The organism is Paenibacillus shunpengii (assembly GCF_042684905.1).
Classification (GTDB): domain Bacteria; phylum Bacillota; class Bacilli; order Paenibacillales; family Paenibacillaceae; genus Paenibacillus; species Paenibacillus shunpengii.
The window spans coordinates 46264-67820 of sequence record NZ_JBHUMJ010000010.1 but is presented as its reverse complement, the minus strand read 5'-3'; the positions used below and the strand labels follow the sequence as shown (position 1 = coordinate 67820).

Annotated in this window: 19 protein-coding genes; all 19 read right to left on the bottom strand. The window is 47.3% G+C overall.

What is annotated here, in order from left to right; translation table 11 throughout:
- Positions 1 to 5: 5 nt before the first annotated feature.
- Positions 6 to 857, bottom strand: a complete 852-nt coding sequence (locus tag ACFSVM_RS22015; protein ID WP_090726941.1) for a M50 family metallopeptidase — start codon at positions 855 to 857, stop codon at positions 6 to 8.
- The gene (locus tag ACFSVM_RS22010) at positions 850 to 1752 is read right to left on the bottom strand and encodes a M23 family metallopeptidase (protein ID WP_076315143.1); all 903 of its coding nucleotides are present in this window, start codon (positions 1750 to 1752) and stop codon (positions 850 to 852) included. The genes ACFSVM_RS22015 and ACFSVM_RS22010 overlap by 8 nt, the downstream gene beginning before the upstream one ends.
- A 110-nt stretch (positions 1753 to 1862) precedes the next feature.
- Positions 1863 to 3044, bottom strand: a complete 1182-nt coding sequence (locus ACFSVM_RS22005; RefSeq protein ID WP_076315142.1) for an FtsW/RodA/SpoVE family cell cycle protein — start codon at positions 3042 to 3044, stop codon at positions 1863 to 1865.
- A 6-nt stretch (positions 3045 to 3050) separates the two neighbouring features.
- On the bottom strand, positions 3051 to 3845 hold the full coding sequence (gene minD, locus ACFSVM_RS22000) for a septum site-determining protein MinD (protein WP_047914289.1): 795 nt from the start codon (positions 3843 to 3845) through the stop codon (positions 3051 to 3053).
- 5 nt (positions 3846 to 3850) lie between these two features.
- Positions 3851 to 4513: a septum site-determining protein MinC gene (gene minC, locus ACFSVM_RS21995; RefSeq protein ID WP_076315141.1), complete on the bottom strand. Its 663-nt coding sequence runs from the start codon at positions 4511 to 4513 to the stop codon at positions 3851 to 3853.
- 79 nt (positions 4514 to 4592) lie between these two features.
- The gene (gene mreD, locus ACFSVM_RS21990; protein ID WP_047914291.1) at positions 4593 to 5126 is read right to left on the bottom strand and encodes a rod shape-determining protein MreD; all 534 of its coding nucleotides are present in this window, start codon (positions 5124 to 5126) and stop codon (positions 4593 to 4595) included.
- Positions 5126 to 5965 (bottom strand): rod shape-determining protein MreC, encoded by an 840-nt coding sequence (gene mreC / locus ACFSVM_RS21985; protein WP_083656174.1) that lies wholly within the window; start codon positions 5963 to 5965, stop codon positions 5126 to 5128. The genes mreD and mreC overlap by 1 nt, the downstream gene beginning before the upstream one ends.
- A 282-nt stretch (positions 5966 to 6247) precedes the next feature.
- Positions 6248 to 7282, bottom strand: a complete 1035-nt coding sequence (locus ACFSVM_RS21980) for a rod shape-determining protein (RefSeq protein WP_047914293.1) — start codon at positions 7280 to 7282, stop codon at positions 6248 to 6250.
- A 168-nt stretch (positions 7283 to 7450) separates the two neighbouring features.
- Positions 7451 to 8140, bottom strand: coding sequence for a RadC family protein (radC, locus tag ACFSVM_RS21975; RefSeq protein WP_076315139.1), 690 nt, complete (start codon positions 8138 to 8140; stop codon positions 7451 to 7453).
- Positions 8141 to 8194: 54 nt separating this feature from the next.
- Positions 8195 to 8800 (bottom strand): Maf family protein, encoded by a 606-nt coding sequence (locus tag ACFSVM_RS21970; RefSeq protein ID WP_090726939.1) that lies wholly within the window; start codon positions 8798 to 8800, stop codon positions 8195 to 8197.
- A 118-nt stretch (positions 8801 to 8918) separates the two neighbouring features.
- On the bottom strand, positions 8919 to 9161 hold the full coding sequence (locus ACFSVM_RS21965) for a DUF4321 domain-containing protein (protein WP_047914296.1): 243 nt from the start codon (positions 9159 to 9161) through the stop codon (positions 8919 to 8921).
- A gap of 120 nt (positions 9162 to 9281) precedes the next feature.
- A complete protein-coding gene (locus ACFSVM_RS21960; RefSeq protein ID WP_090726937.1) occupies positions 9282 to 10559 on the bottom strand; it encodes an SPOR domain-containing protein in 1278 nt (425 codons plus the stop codon).
- Between the two features lie 122 nt (positions 10560 to 10681).
- Entirely contained in the window at positions 10682 to 12052 is a 1371-nt protein-coding gene (gene murC / locus ACFSVM_RS21955) for a UDP-N-acetylmuramate--L-alanine ligase (protein WP_090726935.1), read from the bottom strand.
- A gap of 4 nt (positions 12053 to 12056) precedes the next feature.
- Positions 12057 to 13433, bottom strand: coding sequence for a bifunctional folylpolyglutamate synthase/dihydrofolate synthase (locus ACFSVM_RS21950; protein WP_379264569.1), 1377 nt, complete (start codon positions 13431 to 13433; stop codon positions 12057 to 12059).
- 77 nt (positions 13434 to 13510) lie between these two features.
- A complete protein-coding gene (locus tag ACFSVM_RS21945; protein ID WP_076315133.1) occupies positions 13511 to 16180 on the bottom strand; it encodes a valine--tRNA ligase in 2670 nt (889 codons plus the stop codon).
- A 497-nt stretch (positions 16181 to 16677) separates the two neighbouring features.
- Entirely contained in the window at positions 16678 to 18132 is a 1455-nt protein-coding gene (locus ACFSVM_RS21940; RefSeq protein WP_076315132.1) for a LysM peptidoglycan-binding domain-containing protein, read from the bottom strand.
- Between the two features lie 150 nt (positions 18133 to 18282).
- A complete protein-coding gene (locus tag ACFSVM_RS21935) occupies positions 18283 to 19182 on the bottom strand; it encodes an RluA family pseudouridine synthase (RefSeq protein WP_371264609.1) in 900 nt (299 codons plus the stop codon).
- The gene (gene hemL / locus ACFSVM_RS21930) at positions 19179 to 20483 is read right to left on the bottom strand and encodes a glutamate-1-semialdehyde 2,1-aminomutase (protein ID WP_076315130.1); all 1305 of its coding nucleotides are present in this window, start codon (positions 20481 to 20483) and stop codon (positions 19179 to 19181) included. Before hemL ends, ACFSVM_RS21935 begins: the two co-directional genes overlap by 4 nt.
- 59 nt (positions 20484 to 20542) lie before the next feature.
- On the bottom strand, positions 20543 to 21544 hold the full coding sequence (gene hemB / locus ACFSVM_RS21925; RefSeq protein ID WP_076315129.1) for a porphobilinogen synthase: 1002 nt from the start codon (positions 21542 to 21544) through the stop codon (positions 20543 to 20545).
- Between the last annotated feature and the right edge of the window lie 13 nt (positions 21545 to 21557).

Here is a 21557-nt window from a genome sequence, read left to right as displayed (position 1 = left end):
GTAAATTACGTTCTTTTATCAAAATACGACTTGATTATGCGCTGCTCTGGCAGAACGCCAACAATATTCCCATGCTTGTCCATCACGTATATCATATGATATTTCTCTCTCTTAAATAAACGCAAGATATTGTCCAAAGGTTTCGCTGGCATCGAAATTATTGGCTGAGCCAAGCTCCCGGAAGAGGCATGGGCCGAAAAAAGAATATCCCTGTTCATCAAAAAGCGCACGAATCGATAAGGGATATTCCGAAAATCCACGATGTTGGAATATAGGAGAAAAGAGCCCATCATAGCTGCGTTGAGATCAACCATTTCCTGTCCCCGCATTAGCGGCAAACATGCATAGGTCAGCATCATTGCACTGAAAATGATACTTATTTTATAAGTAATGAGAAGTGTCCTGTGATAAGGAAGAAAGATACTCAGCAAGGCTTGTATGATCTTCCCGCCATCCAATGGCAGAATCGGCAGCAAGTTAAATAAAGCAATGATTACGTTAGAGGAGATAAAATAACGCAAAAACTGTCCATCCCACATACCTGTGGCGTTCATGGCATAAGCTGCCGCAATCATCATTACATTTTGGAGGGGGCCCGCAAGTGATATCAGGATTTCTTTTCTGGCCGTCAAATCTCCCCGATCCTCAATCGTTGCAACTCCCCCAAAAGGAAGCATTTGAATGGAGGTAACCCGAATCCCTAGTAACAAAGCGCAGCTTGCATGACCGAGCTCATGAATAAATACGATGGCGAATAACGTTAACAGCTCAATAAATCGACCTGTTACTACAGAGAGCATCATGACAAGAACAAATACCGGATGCAGGGATAGCCGGATCCCCATTACATTAATCAAAAGCAATCACTTCCGCTGGATCAATATAGGTGTCCCCATCCTTTACTGCAAAGTACAAAGTCTGATCATGCTCTAATGTGCCTGCTGGGATCTGACCGATCTTCCCGCCTTCTTCAACCCAGGAGCCTGTCTCCAGCTTGGTTTCTGCAAGACGTCCGTAGATGCCTGTAAGCCCGCCCGTATGCTGAACAACTACCGTCGTACCTGTCTCAGGGTTGTTAATGACCTGGATAACTCGTCCTGCATCAATACTGTCAACTTGAAAAACGCCTCCACCCTCAGAATTGGGTACAATCTCCACCCCTTCCATCGTTATAGCAAAGGGCTGAGCGATTGTACCTGCAATGGGAGGAGACAATTTGCGGGAAGCTGTCACTTTCAGTGGAGAAGCGCCATCATTTTGAAAGATCGGCAAAAAGGAAGGCGTGCTGCCAAAATGGTCTGTGTACCAGGCTGCCGCTGCTTGAAAATCCATTTCCTGATGCAGGCTGTCTGCCACAAAAAACTTGGCTCTTTCCAAAAAAGGAGCATCCCACTGAAACGCGCCCCAGATCGCACCAAATAATATGCCGCTGATTACAATCCGCTTAAGCAGTCCGTTTAGAAAACGCGGCTGAGGATCAGAGCCATCGAAATAAGTGTTGTCATCCTCTGCCCATCTTCTGCGATCCTTCTTCCACAACAGCTCAGGATCTCGCTCAGCTGTATTTATATCTGCTTCATCAACCGATTGAAAAAAGGGAGGATGCTGTTCTGCCTGCGGCACCCTTCTCCTGTCTATAGGCCGTACATGTTCTATGGTCTTTAAGCTCTGTTTCTCGTGGGTAGCTTCGACATCAAGAAGCTGTCTGATCCGTTCCTGTCTCCGCTGTTTAATATTGGCTTTAATGTTCATCCCTTTTGTCCTCCTTGTGAGGATTCACTCTAACTGTTACATCTTATGAATAGGGACGAGCAATTATGAACAAGCCTTCGAGCGTATATACAAAAAAAGCACCATGAGCTCTAAAGCCCAGGTGCTGTTGTCGTTGTGGTTTCGTTATTTTGCAGATCGTATTTATCCTGATGCAGCTTAATGCTCATGACAATTCCGATACTGAGCATATTGATGAGAAGGGATGTCCCGCCGTAGCTAATAAAGGGCAGTGTGATGCCTGTAATCGGCATTAGGCCTACCATCATACCTACATTTTCATATACCTGAAAAATAAACATCGTGGCAATCCCAATAATAATATAGGCTCCTCGTTTATCATAACAAGCTGCTGCGATGCGGACCAAACGATAGATCAGCGCAAAATACATGAGCAGAACAAACGCACTTCCCAAAAATCCAAACTCTTCACCAATGACCACAAATATGGAGTCCGAATAGGGATACGGGATAAAATGATTGTTCTTGAGTTCACCCTGTTTAAAGCCATCCCCCGCCAGTCCGCCGGTGCCAATCGCAATGATGGCATAGCTGGATTGATGTCTATCATCACTCGAAGCTTCTCCCGGATTGAGAAAGGTATTGATACGCTGATACCAGTGCAAGCGATTCTGTTCCTCAAGCGTTGCTCTGATCTGATCATTAAAGGTATTAAACAAGGTGACAAATAGGATCAGTGCGGCAAGCACTGTCGTAATGCCAATCAACACATGCTTATACCTCGTTCCCGCAATCCACAGCATCCCGACAAATACAACCAAATAAATGATGGCATTTCCCAAATCCGGCTGAATCAGCACGAGCACAAAAGGAACGAGGACAATGAGAGCGGCTGGAATAATATCCGTCCTGAATCTCAGCGGCTCTCCACCACGCTTGCCGAGCATGTATGCACAGACGAGAATAAGCACCAGCTTGACCAATTCGGCGGGCTGGAACAGTAATCCTCCCGGCAGCTTGAACCAGCTCTTCGCACCATTCACTTCGGCTCCAATAAAGAACAGGAGAATGATCATAATCAAGCCTATACCGTATATAACGAAGCTATACTTTAGCAGTGCCCGATAATCGACCAACGCGATACCCAGCACAATAATGAAGCCTAGGATGTAAAAGAGCGCTGTCCTAATATCATAACCCTCAAATTCGGGTGTTGGAATAATGGCACTATGTACAACCATCGTACTTACCAGCATAAATAAAACGAGAACTGCCATTAGCGGCCAGTCCAGCTCTTTCCATTTGCGAAGCAAATTGCATCAACCCATTCCGAAAAACTTCTTAAACCGTGTAAAGACACCTTTCTTTTGATCAAGCAGCATAAGCGGCACCGTATCGCCAAGAATACGTCTTGCGATATTACGATAGGCCATGGCAGCTTGCGAGTTCGGATTCATCACGGTAGGTTCACCAGAATTGGCTGCTTTGATAACAAGCTCATCATCGGGAACAATCCCAATAAGATCGATATTCAGCACTTGTAAAATACTATCGATATCCAGCATATCGCCGGTTTTGACCATATTATTCCGAATCCGGTTAACGACCAGCTTTGGAGATCCGACATGCGAGCTTTCGAGCAGCCCGATTACACGGTCCGCATCACGAACTGCAGCATTCTCTGGTGTAGTTACAACAATGGCCTGATCGGCACCAGCAATGGCGTTCTTAAACCCTTGCTCAATACCGGCAGGACAGTCGATAATAACATACTCAAAATCTTTTTTGAGCTCCAGCACAATATCCTTTACCTGATCAGGTGTAACCGAGTTTTTATCTTTTGTCTGCGCGGCTGGCAGCATATATAATTCATCAAAGCGCTTGTCTTTGACCAAAGCTTGGTTCAATCGGCATCTGCCTTCTGCTACATCCACCAGATCGTAGATGATTCGATTCTCGAGTCCCATAACGACATCCAGATTTCGAAGGCCAATGTCTGTATCAACCAGACATACTTTTTTACCAAGCAGCGCAAGTGCAGTGCCAATGTTGGCAGATGTGGTTGTTTTGCCGACACCGCCTTTTCCTGAAGTGACAACAATCGCCTCTCCCATGTATGCTACACCCCTTTAAACACGTTAAAATCACGGTGCAACCGAACGATATTGCTCGTTTTGTCGATCTGCATGTGTCCGTTCTGCAAGTAAGCAAACTCCATCCCTGCTTCTCTTTGCTCCCATTCATCCGGAGGACGGCTGATAACTTCCGCGATTCGAAGCTGCGTCGGCGCAAAATAAGATGCACATATAATAGCATCCTCATTGCCCTTGTTTCCCGCATGTGCCATTCCGCGAAGTGCACCCATAATATAAATATTACCCGTGCAGCTGACACTTCCACCAGGATTGACATCACCAAGCAGCAGCAGGTTTCCTTCATGTTGAAGCACTTGACCGGAACGCACAATACCGGTAATGGTGGTCAGAGCCGAAGCCTTGTTCTCATCGGTTTCAGCATCCGGGGATTCAATGGAACGTATGAGCAAATTGCCTTTTTGCTTCAAAATATGAAGAATTTCTTCTTTCTGCTCTTCGGTCACAATTCGAGATCCAAGCTTTACGTCGACATGAATAATGGGACCGGACAATATATTTTGATGGCTATGTTCAAGCTTAAAGCGAAGCTCGCTCAGCAGTTCCTCCAAATCACACTCGTCATCCATCAGGAATACCAGGCCATCTTTGATGCCTTTGATCGTCACATGATTCGATTTTACTGTCATAAGCCTGTCCCTCCCATCTCAAACATTCGTGCCGAAGCGCAGCAGTTCCTTCTTTTTGCCTGAAAAGCGTTAGATATTATTACACTTTATCCTTCTTCGTTACTCTACGCCGTGTTAGTCGATCAAGCTGTTTTCGTAGCGGAACATAAATAATTAATGCAAATATAAAATGAATAAACACGGTTGGAATCATATACTCCAGCAGTGCCCAATTGTAAGATTCCTGATTAAGCCGGAATAACTTATAGGTGAAAAAGAGAATAGAATCGAACAGCAAACTCCCCAGAATCACCATCATCATCATGACCGGCATCGTCGCTCTTGGGGATTTGAAGAACAAGCCGATCAGATAGGCTGTCAGCCCCATCGCAAAGGAATACGGACCAATCATATGGCCGTAGTAGACCACATCATGAAGCAGACCAAATATAATACCCAGTACGAGAGCCGAATGACGATGATAGTATACCGTAACAAACAGAATGGCGATAAACACGAAGTTGTGTCCAATTCGAGGAAGCCAGCTGTCCGGGATAATCCAAGGCACGACAGTCCCTTCAATAATAAAGAGCACAAACAACAGAATGATCAGCAACTGCTTCCGCCCGGCCACTATGGAGTTACCTCCGGTGGAATGACAACGAAGACTTCTTTCCAGTCCGTAAAGTTCGCTGCCGGCTCAATATAGGCGACTTGTGCAAGCCCGAATTCACTTTCCTTAATCTCTTTGACTGTCCCTATAATCATATATTTCGGAAATCCTTCGATAATTCCTGAGGACATGACGACATCATTTTTGGCAATCTTGGAATTTTCGCTGATTTTCGTCATTTCCAGATAACCTGTTTGCGGGTTATACTTCTCGATCATACCGAAAGTATCATTTTCTTTACCTACAACGGTAGCTGCAATAGCATTAGCGTCGCTTGAGCTTGGATCCAGCGCTGTTAGCAGTGTGACCGTAGAAGTAAAGTTGCTGACATGGCTGATGGTTCCTGCCAGCCCGTCCAGCGTCGTTACAGCCATCCCGACCTTCAGCCCCGCATTCTCTCCAATATCAATATTCAGAACTCTGTTGTTCGGATCCGAGTTCACACTGATGACTTGGGCTGTCCGCAGCTTGTAATTATGTCTGTTCTTTTGCTCCTCAGTGAAATCAAGATTCTCCTGCAGACGCTGATTCGTTTCTGCCAAATTACCGTATCTCACCGCTTCTTGCTTATACTGTGCAACTGAGGTTTTTAGAATCTCATTCTCTTCCTGCAGCGATTTAAGATTAGCTATATCCTCGAAGAACCCAGCAATATAGGAAGTCGGTTTGTAGAATACCTGCTGTACGAATCCGACCATATCTTTTGTAAACTTCTCGGGCAGTGATAAGCCTGCTCTCGACCCTACCGTAAAACCCATAAGTGCGATAAAAATGATAATACCAACGAGTAAAATAAACAATCGCTTGTTGCCTAACCATTTAAACAGTTACAACACCCTCTAACATCCTTATTTCGTTATGATGCTAAGCCACAATTATAAGCTTCACTTAAAAAGGGAAAGCAAGTGCGTAGTGGTCCTATAGCTGTGCGAACCTTAAACTACTGACTTACTATCCCATAGGTAGCAACATCATAAAAATCTGGGCATAACCGCATCTCCATATGCAGCTATGCCTTATCGCTTTGCGGCCAGCACGGGTGGATGCAGCCTGCTTAGCTGTGACTTTCAATGTTTCGTATTTTAGCGTTTAGATCTGATTGCAGCACTGCTTCTAGATTTGAACAAATGAATGTTGTCCAGCGCTTTGCCTGTACCAATGGCTACACAATCCAGCGGATTCTCAGCAACGATGACCGGCATTCCTGTTTCGCCTGCAAGCAGCTTGTCCAGGTTACGAAGAAGAGCTCCTCCTCCTGTCAGCACAATACCACGGTCCATAATATCCGCAGCCAGCTCAGGCGGGCATTTCTCAAGGGTTACTTTAACAGCTTCAACAATGGAGCCCACTGTATCGGCAAGTGCTTCACTAATTTCATCTGAAGTAATTGTGATGGTCTTCGGCAATCCAGTAACAAGGTCACGTCCACGAATTTCCATCGTTTCTACAGATTCCAGAGGAAGTGCAGATCCAATTTCCATTTTGAGCTGTTCCGCTGTTCTTTCACCGATCATCAGATTGTATTGACGTTTGATGTACTGGATGATGGACTCGTCCATCTCGTCACCGGCAACACGCACCGAACGGCTTGTCACGATGCCTCCAAGGGAGATCACTGCAACTTCTGTTGTACCGCCGCCGATATCAACGACCATACTGCCTGTCGGCTCCCATACAGGAAGATCTGCACCAATCGCAGCAGCAAACGGCTCCTCGATGGTGTATGCCTCTCTAGCTCCCGCCTGCTTCGTAGCATCCTCTACGGCACGCTGTTCTACCGCCGTAATGCCGGAAGGAACACATACCATCACGTTCGGATGACGCTGGAAGAAGGAACGCTGCTTCTGAGCTTGGCGAATAAAATATTTAATCATCGTTGCCGTAGTATCGAAATCCGCAATAACTCCATCCTTCATCGGTCTAATGGCACGGATGTTGCCAGGAGTACGTCCGATCATTTTTTTGGCTGACTCACCGACAGCTTCGATAACCTGTGTATCTGTACGTAATGCAACAACGGATGGTTCTCTGACCACAATGCCTTTTCCCCGTACGTAAACGAGCGTATTCGCCGTTCCCAAGTCAATCCCCAAATCTTTTGTAAAGCCACCTAACATGCTATTTTCTCCCTTTCTTTACTTGCATTATTTATGCTGCCGTCCCATACCTTGCTTAGCAGCTGCGTCATTATAATCCGATTCAAAATAAAGCGATCGAAGCGATGAAGGAAAAACGCTCCTTGTAATTTACGCTTAATAAAAAAACCGTTAACGTACCACATTATATTATATGAACCCTTGCTCCTTCAAACTTGCATATTTCCCGTCCCCGATCACGATGTGATCGAGCACGTCAATTCCTACAATTTCACCAGCTTTGACAAGACGACGTGTCAGCTGTATATCCTCCGGACTCGGGGCAGGATCACCGCTCGGATGATTGTGCGCACACACGATGGAGGCGCTGCTGCATTTCATGGCAGCCCGGAACACTTCCCTCGGATGAACGATGGAAGCGTTGAGGCTGCCCATAGATAACGTCTCTTGGGAAATCACGTGGTTCTTGGTATTCAGGAAAAGGCAGACAAAATGCTCCTTCTGCAGATACCTAAGCTGTTCCATAAGCAAATCAGCCGCATCTCTCGGACTGCGAATGACGGGTCTCTCCGCGAATCTGGTCTGCATAACCCGTTGTCCCAGCTCGATCCCTGCCTTCAGCTGAATGGCTTTGGCGGGTCCAATGCCTTTGAGCTGACACAGCTCATCAACACTCATATCCACCAGATTCCGAAGACTCCCTGCTTCGTTCAGAATACGCTGAGCGATATGAATGGCCGATTCCTGCTTCGTTCCTGTTCTAAGCAGAATCGCCAGAAGCTCCGTATGACTTAGTGCACCCGCCCCTACTTCTAGCATGCGTTCTCTCGGGCGCTGTTCTTGGGGGATGTCGCGCAGCATATACTGTGGCGAACTCATTTTCTCCCTCTTTTCACATAAAAAACGAACCCGTTCTCTTGTTACTATGACTTCCTATTCGTCAATGGACAGCACGTTCAAGCCCAGCTCTGACAGTTGTTCACTAAGCAAGGAAAGCGGCAAACCCACGACGTTAAAATAGCATCCTTCAATGGAATCAACAAATGTAGCGCCCAAACCCTGAATGGCGTATGCGCCTGCCTTGTCAGAAGGCTCGCCTGTCCGTATATAAGCATGAATGGCATCTGGACTAAGCTGCTTCATCTTGACCTTCGTACGGCGATGCTGCGTAATTACACGTCCATCCTCACCCGAAATACTAGTAACACCCGTATATACTTCATGAGTGCGACCTTGAAGGGAACTAAGCATCCGGTAAGCATCCTGCTCATCCTTTGGTTTGCCAAGCACTTCTCCGTCGAGTACGACAATTGTATCACTGCCTACTACGATGGTTCCTGCCAGTTCGGAATCATAAGAATCATAGACAGTTTTTGCTTTGCGGTAGGCAAGTTCTTCTACAATTTGCTGAGGTGTGTAGTCTTCTGGTGTATCTTCCGGGGTGTGGCTAGGGCGAACTTCAAACGGAAGGCCAAGCGTCGCTATGAGTTCCCTGCGTCTTGGAGACGTGGAGGCAAGTATAATCCGCTGCTTTTTCAAGAGATGAACTCCTTCGTGAGAATGATAATGCTATTCGCATGTGTTACATATCTTTTTTGGTCTGTTTTTTACTCCTGCTCAAGCTTCTGTTCTGCATCAGTTCTGTGATATTAAAAAGCTATAGTTTTCGGTAAAGCCAAATCGCAAATACAACCCCTAACAGACTGAGCAGGCTGATCTTTAATTGAATGTTAAGATGATAGCTAATGATGTCGAAATTTGCCTTTGGCGACCAGCTGATCGTCGTTGCATTCGTTAAAAAAGAAAGAGCCTCAAACTGCTCTAATCCTTTGGATATGGATGCTCCAATTAACCAACCGAGGAGCAGAAACAAGATGAATATTCCGAAGTTTTTTTTCATTCTACTCTTCCCTCGCCATATTTTGACACCTTCATTATTATACGGGAACCTAGACATAAGTACAAACAGAAATCCGGCATGGGGAACTATTTCCAGTCCCGTGCCGGATCAGCGCGCATACTATGCTTGTTTGATGATTTCAAGCAGTTGTTTTTCGAGCAGTATATAATTCATGACCTGTGATTGTACTTTCCAAATATGTTCTTTGGAGGGATTTTTATTATATTCTGCAACTGCAGTGACTGCCGTATTCATAGCGGCTTCCATTTGCAGCTCGACAGACTCACTCTCCGCCGGTAAACCGCTTCTGATCTTAGCTACCGTGCTTGTCCAGCGCTGATGCGCGTCCGTGACAGCGTTCATATCCGCTTCTGACAGTGCCTTCTGCTCCTGCTGACCCAGCTGCCTGATTGATACAGAGGTCAATATTTCTGTAATCGCCCGGCTGGAATTAAAAAAATCCGTCACCGTGCTCTGATCACCTGAAAACTGAAGGCCTGTTATCTCAGGAAGGTGAATCTCACGTACGTACAGCTCTACCCCTTCCGTTCTTAGCTGGTTACTGATCAGCTTGGCATTCTCACGATCAGCGGAAACTCCCGCATACACACGGAGCTCATCCAAAGGATCGCTCCCAGCAGCTATACCCGCTGATGTCAACTCAGCTTTGGCTTGCTCAGCACCTTCTGGACTGCTGAACACACCATATTGCAGCATATAATAGGTCACAGCTGGAATGGTTGCTGCAGATGATGCACCTGCAGGAACATTTGCCCCTCCCTCTGTAACTGTTTCTTGAGTGACACCTGATGATGCAGGCACCGTTACAGGCGAAACGGTATTTGAGGTGTTCTCTGAATTCACCATGGACATGGCAACAAACCCAAACATGACACCTGTAACGACTGCAGCGATAATGGATCCCGTCATTTTCCATACATTTCGAGGTCCCCGGTACATGGTGTAATTTTCACTTGCCTGACCCAAATAGAATGGATCCTGATCCTCAAGTTCCTCGTATGAACCTGGGTGCTGCTTGTCTTTCTCCTGGGGCTCTTTGTAGTGCTCATGACCTGCAACAATAGGCACAGAAGAATAAGATCCAAAAGGCTCTTCCCAATCTTCGTATATTCTCTGATCCGCGTAAACATTATTTCCACTGAAGCTGTCTCGATCAGAACGTCCTTCTTCCCGTTCGTCAAGAGGAAGGCTTGTCACGGTCTGCAGCGGGATGGTGGTTTGCGGCATTTCAGCAGGGACAGGGTCTGTTATATCATGCTTCGCAGTTGTTCTCTCCTTGCTGTGCTTCCATTCATCGCCAGGCATCACTATGTCTGATTCGAGCTTGGCAGCAGGCTTGTCCTCATTGAAACGAAATGTCATTCTAGCTTTGTTCACGGCTAACCACCCTCCTCTTGTCCTTTCTAACAGCTATATGTGCCTAATTGAGGAGTTATGCAAAAAAAAGCACCGTTTCTTTAATAAAGAAACGGTGCGGTATGACTCAAACGGTAAAGATCCTACTTGATTCCCTTCGCAAGCGCATAACCTGCTTTCCAAATATCGCCGGCTCCCATTGTTAGGACGAGATCCCCGGGCTGCAAACGATGCTCGAGCTGCTTCACAACATCCTCTTTGGAAGGAATATATATGGCATTTGGATTACTGTTGAGCTTGATCAGATCTACCAGCTTGGAGGAATGTACACCCTCAATCTGTTTCTCTCCTGCAGGTGAGAAGATATCAGTAATAATGACCTCATCTGCTTCTCCAAATGCACGGCTGAACGCATCCAGCAGGAAGAAGGTACGTGTGTAGCGCTGCGGCTGAAAGACCGCTATGATCCGCTTGCCTGTCGCTTTGGCAGCACTGATCGTCGCCTCAATCTCCGTTGGGTGATGCGCGTAATCATCAATAATGAGTATATCTCGAGCTTCTCCGAGCACTTGAAATCTCCGCTTCGCTCCGCTGAACTTCACAATTGCCTTCACAATTGACTCAAACGGAATGCCTGCCTCGAGACAAGAAATCACAGTCGCCATGGCATTGCTCACATTATGTCTGCCGGGTACGGACAACTCAACGGTTCCAAGAGGCGCACCTCGATGATTCATCGTAAATGAAATATGGCGATCTCCGAGCTCAATATCTGTTGCCGTATAATCAGCTTCTGCATCGATTGCATAAGTGATAATGTTGGATTTGAGCTGCGGCATGATGCTCTGAATGTTCTCATCATCCGCACAGACAATCGCACAGCCTTCCGGCTTAACCTGATTCAAGAATTTGATATAAGCATTCTTCAGCTCATTAAAATCATTGTTGTAGTTCTCCATATGATCGGCTTCAAGATTCGTTACAATACCTAGCCAAGGATGATACTGCAGGAAGGAGCCGTCGCTCTCATCCGCCTCTGCTACAACATGCTCACCCTTGCCCGCCTTGGCATTTGTACCCAGGTTCATAATTTCTCCGCCGATAATATAGGTGGGATCTACACCGCACTCCTCCATGACGAGTGCAATCATCGAAGAAGTGGTTGTCTTACCGTGCGCTCCGGCAACCGCTACTCCCTTACGTTCATTCAGCAGCCTTGCAAGCATTTGAGCACGATGAAGAATAGGGATGTTCAGCTGCTCGGCTTCAACGCGTTCCACATTGTCCTTGGAAGCCGCTGTTGAATAGACAACCAAGTCCGCACCATGGACTTGTTCCGGCGTATGCCCGATATATATTTTTGCTCCCTTAGCGGCAAGCTTCTCCGTGAGCTCCTGGGATACGACATCCGATCCCGTGACGGTATATCCCATTTCCAGCATAACTCTTGCAATGGCGCTCATCCCATAGCCGCCGATACCGATAAAATGTACATGTTCCGAAGTGTTTAACAAATTTTCACCAACCTTTTTCAGAATCGGTTTGATGCAGAAGGGCGGCCCTTACATCGGCAATCAAATATAATGTGCCGGACACAACCCCCAGATCTTCCGCTTCCGTCCGTAACTTAAGTAAGCTCAATGCTTGTTTCCATGAAGGTTCTACGATGATGTCAAGGTTTGGTTTGGCATAGGATGGACGAAGCTCTTCTACCATATTTTTTAACTGGGCCGCGTCCATTTTACGTCGGAAATCTGGCTCAGTCAGGATAAGCGTATCCACTAGTGGCAGTATATGCTCAAAATACAATTTGTGATGCTTATTCTCCAGCATGCCCATCATTAAAATTAGTTTCCGCTCTGGATACAGATCCTTGATGCTCTGTGCCAGCATCTCAGCCCCCTCAGGGTTATGCGCTCCGTCCAGAATGAGAAGCGGTTCGCCTGGCACCTTCTCGAAACGGCCTGCCCAAGAGGCAAGTCGGAAACCTTTTTGCAAATCTTCCTCTTCCATATAGAACGCCATGTATTGGCGCAGCACTTCAAGTGTCATTAAAGCCCCAGCGGCATTGGCACATTGATGCTTGCCCTGCAATGTAAGCTCCACATCAAGTTCACGAAACGGTCCATTAAAATGCAATTTCTGTCCATCCTTATTAACCTGAACCTGTTCATAGGTAAACTGGTCACCAGCAAGATATAAGGTGGATTTCTGTTTCTCTGCGACCTCACGAATGACTTGAATCGCTTCCGGCTGCTCTACTAGACTGACGACAGGAACGCCGGGTTTAATAATTCCTGCCTTTTCAGTTGCGATTTGGCTGATCGTATCTCCAAGAATATCGGTATGGTCCATCCCAATATTGGTGATCACGGAAATAATGGGAGTTACGACATTTGTTACATCAAGCCTTCCCCCGAGTCCTGTCTCCCATACCACTACATCAGGATAGCACACCTCAGCATAATACAGAATTGCAAGCGCCGTCGCAACCTCAAACATGGTGGGAGACCCTAGCTCTGTCTCCGCGACTTCCTCTACTAACGGATGAAGGCGTCTTGCAAGCATCAGTAAAGTTTCTTCAGGGATGTCCTCCCCGTTGTACTGAAACCGATTCGTAAACTTGGTAATGTACGGTGAAGTGAATGTACCTACATCATAACCGGACTGTCTTAAGGCTGACGTCAAAAAGGCACAGGTAGAACCTTTTCCGTTCGTTCCTGCGACATGGATAAACTTCAGATGCTGATGCGGATTACCCAGCTTAGACAAGAGCAATTCAATACGGGAGAGTCCCGGTCTGATTCCAAACGGAATTAGATTGTTGATCCAAGCTACCGCGTCATGATACGTATTCAGCGGAGCAGCCGTGCTATTACCAGTGGTTCGATCCATATGCTTCACCTTCTAAGTATAAAGTAAGTAAGAGACAGGCATCCCTCACAGTAGTAAGGAACACCTGCCGTCTTATATTAATTTTGAAGTTCGTCAATTCGTGCAATGACTTTTGTCCGCTTATCAGAATAATCCGCAAGCTTCGCACGCTCTTCTTCGATTACCTTCTCAGGCGCTTTGGATACAAAGCCCTCGTTGCCCAGTTTCTTCTCAATCCGCAATACTTCCTTATCCAGTGTTTCCTTCTCTTTCGTGAGACGCGCGATCTCTTGATCAATGTCAATCAAACCTGCAAGAGGGAAATACAGCTCGGCACCGGAGATCACAGCAGTCATCGCCTTTTCTGGTGTAGAAAGTTCTGTTCCAGTAGATAGTTCTGAAGTATTACAGAAACGACGAACATAAATCAAGTTATTTTCAATAATATTCAGGCTGTCCTGACCACTTGCATTTATGTGCAGTTCAACTTTTTTGCTCATCGGTACATTCACTTCAGCACGGATATTACGTACTGCGCGAATCAGATCCATAAGCGTATTCATCTCAGCGACAGCCTTGTCATTAACAAAGGCCTCATTGAATTCTGGCCAAGCTGCCAAAGTAATGGTCTCACCCTCATGTGGAAGGTGCTGCCAGATCTCCTCGGAGATAAACGGCATAAACGGATGGATCAGGCGCATGGTTTGGTCAAGGACATAGGCAAGAACGGATTGTGTTTTGCGTTTTGCATCCGCATCCTCCCCGTATAATGAGAGCTTGGAGAACTCAATATACCAGTCACAGAGATCGTCCCATATGAAATTATACAATGTACGGCCCGTTTCTCCGAATTCGTAGGCATCCATCAGACGAGTTACGTCCTTCGCTGTTTCGTTCAGACGATGCAGAATCCAGCGGTCCGCTGTAGTCAGTTCACCTGAAATATCTATGTCTTCCGCCTTGAAGCCTTCCAGGTTCATCAGCGCAAAGCGGGAGGCATTCCAAATCTTGTTCGCAAAGTTGCGGGCCTGCTCAACACGTTCCCAACGGAAGCGCAGATCCTGACCCGGAGTAATCCCTGTGGAGAGCATGTAGCGCATCGCGTCTGTTCCGTATTTTTCAATAACCTCAAGCGGATCTACTCCGTTGCCCAGCGACTTGGACATCTTACGTCCTTCCGAATCACGCACGAGCCCATGCATCAGGACATCCTTGAACGGAATTTCATCCGTAAACTCAAGTGCCGTAAAGATCATACGTGCTACCCAGAAATAAATGATATCATATCCCGTTACAAGTACAGAGGTTGGATAGTAACGCTTCAGGTCCTCTGTCTCTTCCGGCCAGCCAAGTGTGGAGAACGGCCATAGTGCTGAACTGAACCAAGTATCCAAGACGTCTTCGTCCTGACGAAGCTCTTGCGATCCGCACTTCGGACAAGCCGTCATATCCTCACGGCTGACATGAATTTCACCACAAGCATCACAGTACCACGCAGGTATGCGGTGACCCCACCACAGCTGACGTGAAATACACCAATCGCGAACATTCTCAATCCATTGCAAATAGGTTCTTTCGAAGCGGTCAGGAACAAAATTAACTCCTTTACCGCTCTTCTGTGCTTCAATGGCACGTTCTGCGAGCGGCTGCATAGCTACAAACCACTGCGTGGACAAGTAAGGCTCTACAACCGCACCGGAACGTTCACTATGGCCCACTTGATGTGTGTGGTCTTCAATATTAATCAGGACACCGGATTCTTTGAGATCAAGAACGATCTGCTTGCGGCAGTCACTGCGGTCCAGTCCTTTATATTTGCCGGCTTCTTCATTCATTTTACCGGACTCATCCATAACCGTAATTTGCGGCAGATCATGACGCAGGCCCACCTCAAAATCGTTCGGATCATGGGCTGGAGTAATTTTCACAGCTCCACTGCCAAACGTTTTGTCCACGTACTCATCCGCGATCACCGGTATTTCACGACCAATAATCGGAAGCACGAGGGTCTTGCCAATCATGTCCTTATAACGCTCATCTTCAGGATGTACAGCAACAGCGGTATCTCCAAGCATCGTTTCCGGACGTGTTGTGGCCACCGTGATCGAGCCGCTTCCGTCTTTCAGCTCATATTTCAAATGGTACAAATGTCCCTGTATCTCTTTGTATTCAACCTCAATGTCTGACAAGGCCGTGCGTGCTGCAGGATCCCAGTTAATAATGCGTTTACCGCGGTAAATGAGCCCTTTCTCGTACAGCTTAACAAAGACTTCACGAACGGCCTTGGACAGACCTTCATCCAGCGTAAACCGCTCACGGGAGTAATCCAGCGAAAGCCCCATCTTCGCCCATTGGGAACGAATCGTGTTCGCATATTCTTCCTTCCAGTCCCATACCTTCTCAAGGAATTTCTCACGGCCCAGATCATAGCGGGATACACCGCCTTCTCTAAGCTTCTGTTCGACCTTTGTTTGTGTCGCAATTCCTGCATGGTCAGAGCCGGGAAGCCAGAGCGCATCGTAGCCCTGCATTCTTTTGGCCCGAATAATGATATCCTGCAGCGTAAAGTCCAGTGCATGCCCGATATGAAGAATACCCGTAACGTTAGGCGGAGGGATCACGATCGTAAAAGGCTTCGCATCCTTGCGCTGACCTGCCTTGAAAAATTCATTATTCATCCAATATGGATACCATTTCTGTTCCGCTGCCCGCGGATCGTAAGTTGTCGACATTTCCGTCTGGTTCGGATTTGCTGTCGGTTCTGACATCATACATTCCTCCAATTAATCTTCGTTTAACACATTCTTGAAAATACAAAAAGACCCTTCATCCTCAAAGGACGAAAGGCCATTCTTTCGCGGTACCACCTTTGTTTCATAACCGAGCAGGTCCGAATTCACTTGTAAAAAGCGAAATCATTAATCTCGATATGACACTTCATTAGGCAGATAACGGCTGCTACCGGCCGCATTCTAGCTTCCTCATCATACCAAGAAAGTTCAAAAGGGCAACTCACGGGCGACTTCGGTACAGCTCACGATCCTGCGGAATTTCACACCATATCAATTCCACTCTCTGAAGGGCTCACTGCCTACTATTCCCGATCCAAGTCGTTAGATTAATTACTGTTGTTATTCATTGTATTCCCAATCCTACAGTCATCATACATTTCTTTTGTGCCATTCGTCAACCGGGCTTTTGACCTTACATGACAAAAAAGAAGAGTCCCCGATTCAAACCGGGAACTCTCCTGTATGCAGCTCTACTACGGAATGTAGAGTACCTGACCTTCCTCTACCGATTGCTCGGACAGACGATTATATAGCTGCAGCTCACGCGTGCTGAGCTGATACCGATCAGCAATGGTTTCTAGCGTTTCTTCACGCTGCACGATACAGAGTCTAACCTTCTTGAATGGCGTCTGCTCTGCACCGCTTCCGAGAAACAGACTCTTCCATTGAATCTCCTCTGCCGGTTCTTCATCACGCTGTTCAATCGGAAGCTCCTCTTCCAGCTGCAGGACTTCTTCTGCCGTCCTGTTCTTTTGTAAGAGTGAAGTAATTCCATAGGAGCCTTGTGCCGAAGCTTCGACCGATTTTTTGGTTCCAAAGGCAACCTTCAGTTCAGGCTTCTCTTGGGAAGGATCCGGCTGCGGCACATCCGCTTCGAGCAAGACCTCCTGAGCTTCGGGCTCTCGCGGACTAGAGTCTGTCTCAAGTTCGACCTCCGAATCACCAAGGCTGGATGACTCTTCAATCACTGCGGAAGCTGAATCCGCATCTGCACTTGCAGCAGGAGCTCCCGAGTCACGCTCTGAGCCCGAAACTACAGCAGGCTCGAAGCTCCACACCTCTGGGGCTGAGTATGCTTCCGGCTCTTGATTAACGGACGTGAGCGCACCGAATTGATTCAATGGATCATCTTGTCCCCGATCCGCCTCTTCTGCATCCTGTTCGTAGTACTGTTCCTCTATGCTGTCGATTGTATTTGCGCTGTACGGAACCTGTGGCTGAGCTTCTTCCCGATTCACGGAATCACCGACCGACTCCGCTTCATACGGAAGAGACCATGCAGCACTGCTCTCTTCTGCCGGCTCGGATACTGACGCCTCATATGGCGTATGCAAAAAAGGCCTTGAAGGTGAATACGCCGGGGCTACCGAATCATAATGAAGCTCCTCTGGAGATTCCGATTCCGACAACAACGCTTCTTTTTGTTCTGCATCCGTTAGGAATGGATCACGGTTATACGGATTGTACCCCGAATATAGCGGGTTGGTCGTCGTCTCTTCTTCACCTGAATTAGAATGAACAACGGTAAACTCCTCCGGATTCCAGTCAGAGGTTTCTTCTGCCGGCCCAATTCCCTCAATACCGCGCAAAGAGAGCACGCCCGTAATGTTCAGACTGCGTGTCGACAGCAAATCCACGTCAAAATTCTCAATCTCCACTGCAATATCTTCAATGGATGCGACACGGCTGAGCGGAATCGTAATCTCAACAGGAATCTGATGCGACAGCTCCTCCTGCTGATTATTCTCTCCTTGATAAATACCGGACAACAGCAAGTGTCCACGTAGCGCAGCATGCTCCTGCTCCGAGATAACCTGTATGCGAGGATACAATTCGATCTCATCCAGCTCACTAATGGCAGGCACATCTTCAGGCAGATGAACACGCTCGTAAATATCAAACCGAAGTCCATACGGCGGGTTTAACATAGCGCTAGTCCTCCTTTCACAGCATATATTCACCATGAGATTTTCATAGCTTTACGTCATGTTACACAAGTAAACTCAAGATGCTTCTCGTGAACATGTATATGCACTGGTCAAAAGACTCATACCATTATCCGAGGATTCATATTATATTTACAATTTTAACGAGTCATATAAATCCATCATATCCTGAGGCCAAGGGGCTGTAACCGTAAGTAACTCTCCCGTAAAAGGATGCCTGAAGCTGAGCTCTTCTCCATGCAGTGCCTGTCTGCGAATTCCTTCTCTCATACCGCCATACAGTGTATCGCCAAACAAGGGGTGTTCCAAATGACTTAGGTGCACCCGAATTTGATGTGTTCTCCCTGTCTCCAGACGAAGCCGGATCACGGTTGCTTCTCTTAGTCTTTCGGATGTCTCCATATGTGTTACTGCATGCTGCCCCGTAGGGGAGACTCTTCTTCTCTGTTTATGATGTCTGTCCTTGCCAATCGGCAAGTCGATCTTCTCTTTATTCTGTGCTACGACCCCGTGAACGATTGCAACATATTTGCGCTCGATCTGCTTAAGCTGCATCATGGCATTCAGCTTCAGTTCTGCGTAGCGGTTCTTCGCATACAGCACTGGACCTGATGTGTCCACATCCAGTCGATGGATATGCTTCACTGCGACCTCGAGTCCACTTGCCTGGTAATATCCAGCCACTGCATGATCAAGCGTGACGATTCCGTCCTGACGCTCACTTCCGTCTGGATGAATAGGCATCCCTACCGGCTTGTTTACAACAAGGCAAAAATCATCCTCATAGAGTACATCAAGCTCTACATATCGTGGTACAATTCCATACGGTGCAGAAGGAAAAAGGGCCAGCCGAAGCCGGTCCCCTGCAAGTTGAATACCGTTATTAGCTTTCAGCTCGTTCAAGAGCTTCTCGGGCATACCCAGCTCATCAAGCAGCCATTTCTCAGCTGCCATACTCCGATCATCCTGGGAGAGCACCTTTTTGCCTGGCATCAGCTCAGCCCAATCTCCTCTTTTCTTATACTTCATCATAAAGCCTTCAGCGCATTATAGTTCGCTTCAATCGTATCATCGATATCCTGGATACTATGCACCCCGGAGATGAACATCCCCTCGAATTGAGAAGGGGCTACGCTGATTCCTTCCTGAAGCATATGGCCAAAGTAAGCACGGAAATGATCCAGATTGCTCGACTTGGCAACATCATAATTCGTCACTGCTTGATCGGTAAAGAATGGACATACCATCGATCCGACTCTGTTGATGGTTACAGGAACACCCAGCTCCTTCGCATTCTTCTCAAAGCCAGCGGCTAGCCTTGCACCCAGTTCTTCAAGACGAGTGTATACTTCTTCGTTAAGGAGCTTAAGTGTCGTATAGCCTGCTGCCATCGCCAGCGGATTACCGCTGAGTGTACCCGCTTGATAGATTGGACCGACCGGAGCCACCTGCTCCATCAGGTCTCTTCTTCCTCCATAGGCGCCAACAGGCAAGCCGCCGCCAATGACCTTGCCAAGGCAAGTCAAATCCGGGATGACACCGAACCGCCCTTGAGCGCTGTGAAGCCCTACACGGAAGCCGGTCATGACCTCGTCAAAAATAAGCAGGCTGCCGTATTCTACGGTAATCCGGCGCAGCCCTTCAAGGAATCCTGCCGCTGGCGGCACAACCCCCATGTTGCCTGCTACAGGCTCAACGATGATCGCAGCAATCTGTTCCCCGAATTTATCAAATGCCAATCGAACCGATTCCAGATCATTATAAGGAACGGTAATCGTATTGGCAGCTACTCCTTCTGGAACACCAGGGCTATCCGGAAGTCCAAGAGTTGCTACTCCGGAACCTGCCTTGATCAGCAGGCTGTCCGCGTGTCCATGATAGGAGCCTTCAAATTTCAAAATTTTGCTTCTGCCTGTTGCTCCTCGAGCAAGTCTGATCGCGCTCATCGTAGCTTCCGTGCCAGAGTTCACCATACGAACAACATCGATGGAAGGTACGCGCTCGCATACCAGCTTGGCCATTTCCGTTTCAATAAGAGTCGGCGCGCCGAAGCTTGTCCCTTTTACAGCTGTCTCTTGAATCGCGGATATCACTTCCGGATGGGCATGTCCCATAATAAGAGGACCCCAGGAAGCCACATAATCAATAAAAGAATTACCATCAATATCATAGATTCTAGAACCTGTGCCATGGTCTGCGTATACTGGAGTCAGCCCTACAGATTTAAATGCACGTACCGGACTATTCACACCGCCAGGCATGTATTGCTTCGCTTCTTCAAAAGCGTTTCGGGAACGTTCCTCCCTGCGCGGCTGTCGATTCTGTTCACTCATTCTCAAAACTCACTCCTCTGTTCATAAATTTTATATGCATAATGTATCTCTTCTAAGAATTAACGAGCTGACAGCCAGCGGGCTGCATCTTTGCCATAATACGTAATAATCATATCTGCTCCAGCACGCTTCATACTGAGCAGGATTTCCATGGCCACCTTCTCTTCATCAATCCAACCATTGATCGCTGCGGCTTTGACCATCGCATATTCACCGCTGACGTTATACGCAACCAGCGGCAGATCAAATTGATCCTTAATCGTGCGCATCACATCCAGGTAAGATAAAGAAGGCTTCACCATCAGCATATCTGCTCCCTCAAGAACATCCGTTTCGGCTTCACGCAGCGCTTCCCTTGCATTAGCCGGATCCATCTGGTAAGCTTTGCGATCACCGTACTGGGGTGCTGAATCTGCTGCCTCACGGAAAGGTCCGTAAAAGCCGGAGGCGTATTTCACCGAGTAAGACATAATTGGAATATGCGTGAATCCTGCTTCATCAAGCCCTGCACGAATCGCACCTACGAAACCGTCCATCATGTTGGATGGTGCAATGATATCAGCTCCAGCTTCTGCCTGGGACACAGCGGTCTTCACCAGCAGCTCAAGCGATTCGTCATTCAGGACATCAACACATACATGACCGTCACGTTCATGCGTATGAATCATTCCGCAATGACCGTGATCCGTAAACTCACACAGGCAGGTATCTGCAATGACGAGCAGATCGGGGTACCAGGATTTGATGAGTCTCGTTGCTTCCTGTACAATTCCATTCTCTGCATAGGCGGAAGAACCTACAGCGTCCTTCGTATCTGGAATACCAAATAGAAGCACAGCCGGAATGCCGAGCTCAGCAATCTCTTGTACTTCCTCTTTTAGCGTATCGAGTGAGAAACGGTACACTCCAGGCATGGACGAAATTTCTTGTTTAACCCCTGTACCGTATGTAACATAGATCGGCTGTATAAAATCACTGACATTCAAATGTGTTTCACGCACCATACTGCGAATACCGGCGGACTGCCGAAGTCTGCGATGTCTTACGATTGGAAATCCCATTCTGAATAACCCC

Excerpts from the sequence above, each read along its gene's own strand:
- ACFSVM_RS21945 (WP_076315133.1), bottom strand. The coding sequence starts at position 16,180 with ATGTCAGAACCGACAGCAAATCCGAACCAGACGGAAATGTCGACAACT.
- hemB (WP_076315129.1), bottom strand. The coding sequence starts at position 21,544 with ATGGGATTTCCAATCGTAAGACATCGCAGACTTCGGCAGTCCGCCGGT.
- ACFSVM_RS21980 (WP_047914293.1), bottom strand. The coding sequence starts at position 7,282 with ATGTTAGGTGGCTTTACAAAAGATTTGGGGATTGACTTGGGAACGGCG.
- ACFSVM_RS21940 (WP_076315132.1), bottom strand. The coding sequence starts at position 18,132 with ATGTTAAACCCGCCGTATGGACTTCGGTTTGATATTTACGAGCGTGTT.
- radC (WP_076315139.1), bottom strand. The coding sequence starts at position 8,140 with ATGAGTTCGCCACAGTATATGCTGCGCGACATCCCCCAAGAACAGCGC.
- minC (WP_076315141.1), bottom strand. The coding sequence starts at position 4,513 with ATGACAGTAAAATCGAATCATGTGACGATCAAAGGCATCAAAGATGGC.
- ACFSVM_RS21935 (WP_371264609.1), bottom strand. The coding sequence starts at position 19,182 with ATGATGAAGTATAAGAAAAGAGGAGATTGGGCTGAGCTGATGCCAGGC.
- ACFSVM_RS22010 (WP_076315143.1), bottom strand. The coding sequence starts at position 1,752 with ATGAACATTAAAGCCAATATTAAACAGCGGAGACAGGAACGGATCAGA.
- ACFSVM_RS21965 (WP_047914296.1), bottom strand. The coding sequence starts at position 9,161 with ATGAAAAAAAACTTCGGAATATTCATCTTGTTTCTGCTCCTCGGTTGG.
- ACFSVM_RS21950 (WP_379264569.1), bottom strand. The coding sequence starts at position 13,433 with ATGGATCGAACCACTGGTAATAGCACGGCTGCTCCGCTGAATACGTAT.
- hemL (WP_076315130.1), bottom strand. The coding sequence starts at position 20,483 with ATGAGTGAACAGAATCGACAGCCGCGCAGGGAGGAACGTTCCCGAAAC.
- minD (WP_047914289.1), bottom strand. The coding sequence starts at position 3,845 with ATGGGAGAGGCGATTGTTGTCACTTCAGGAAAAGGCGGTGTCGGCAAA.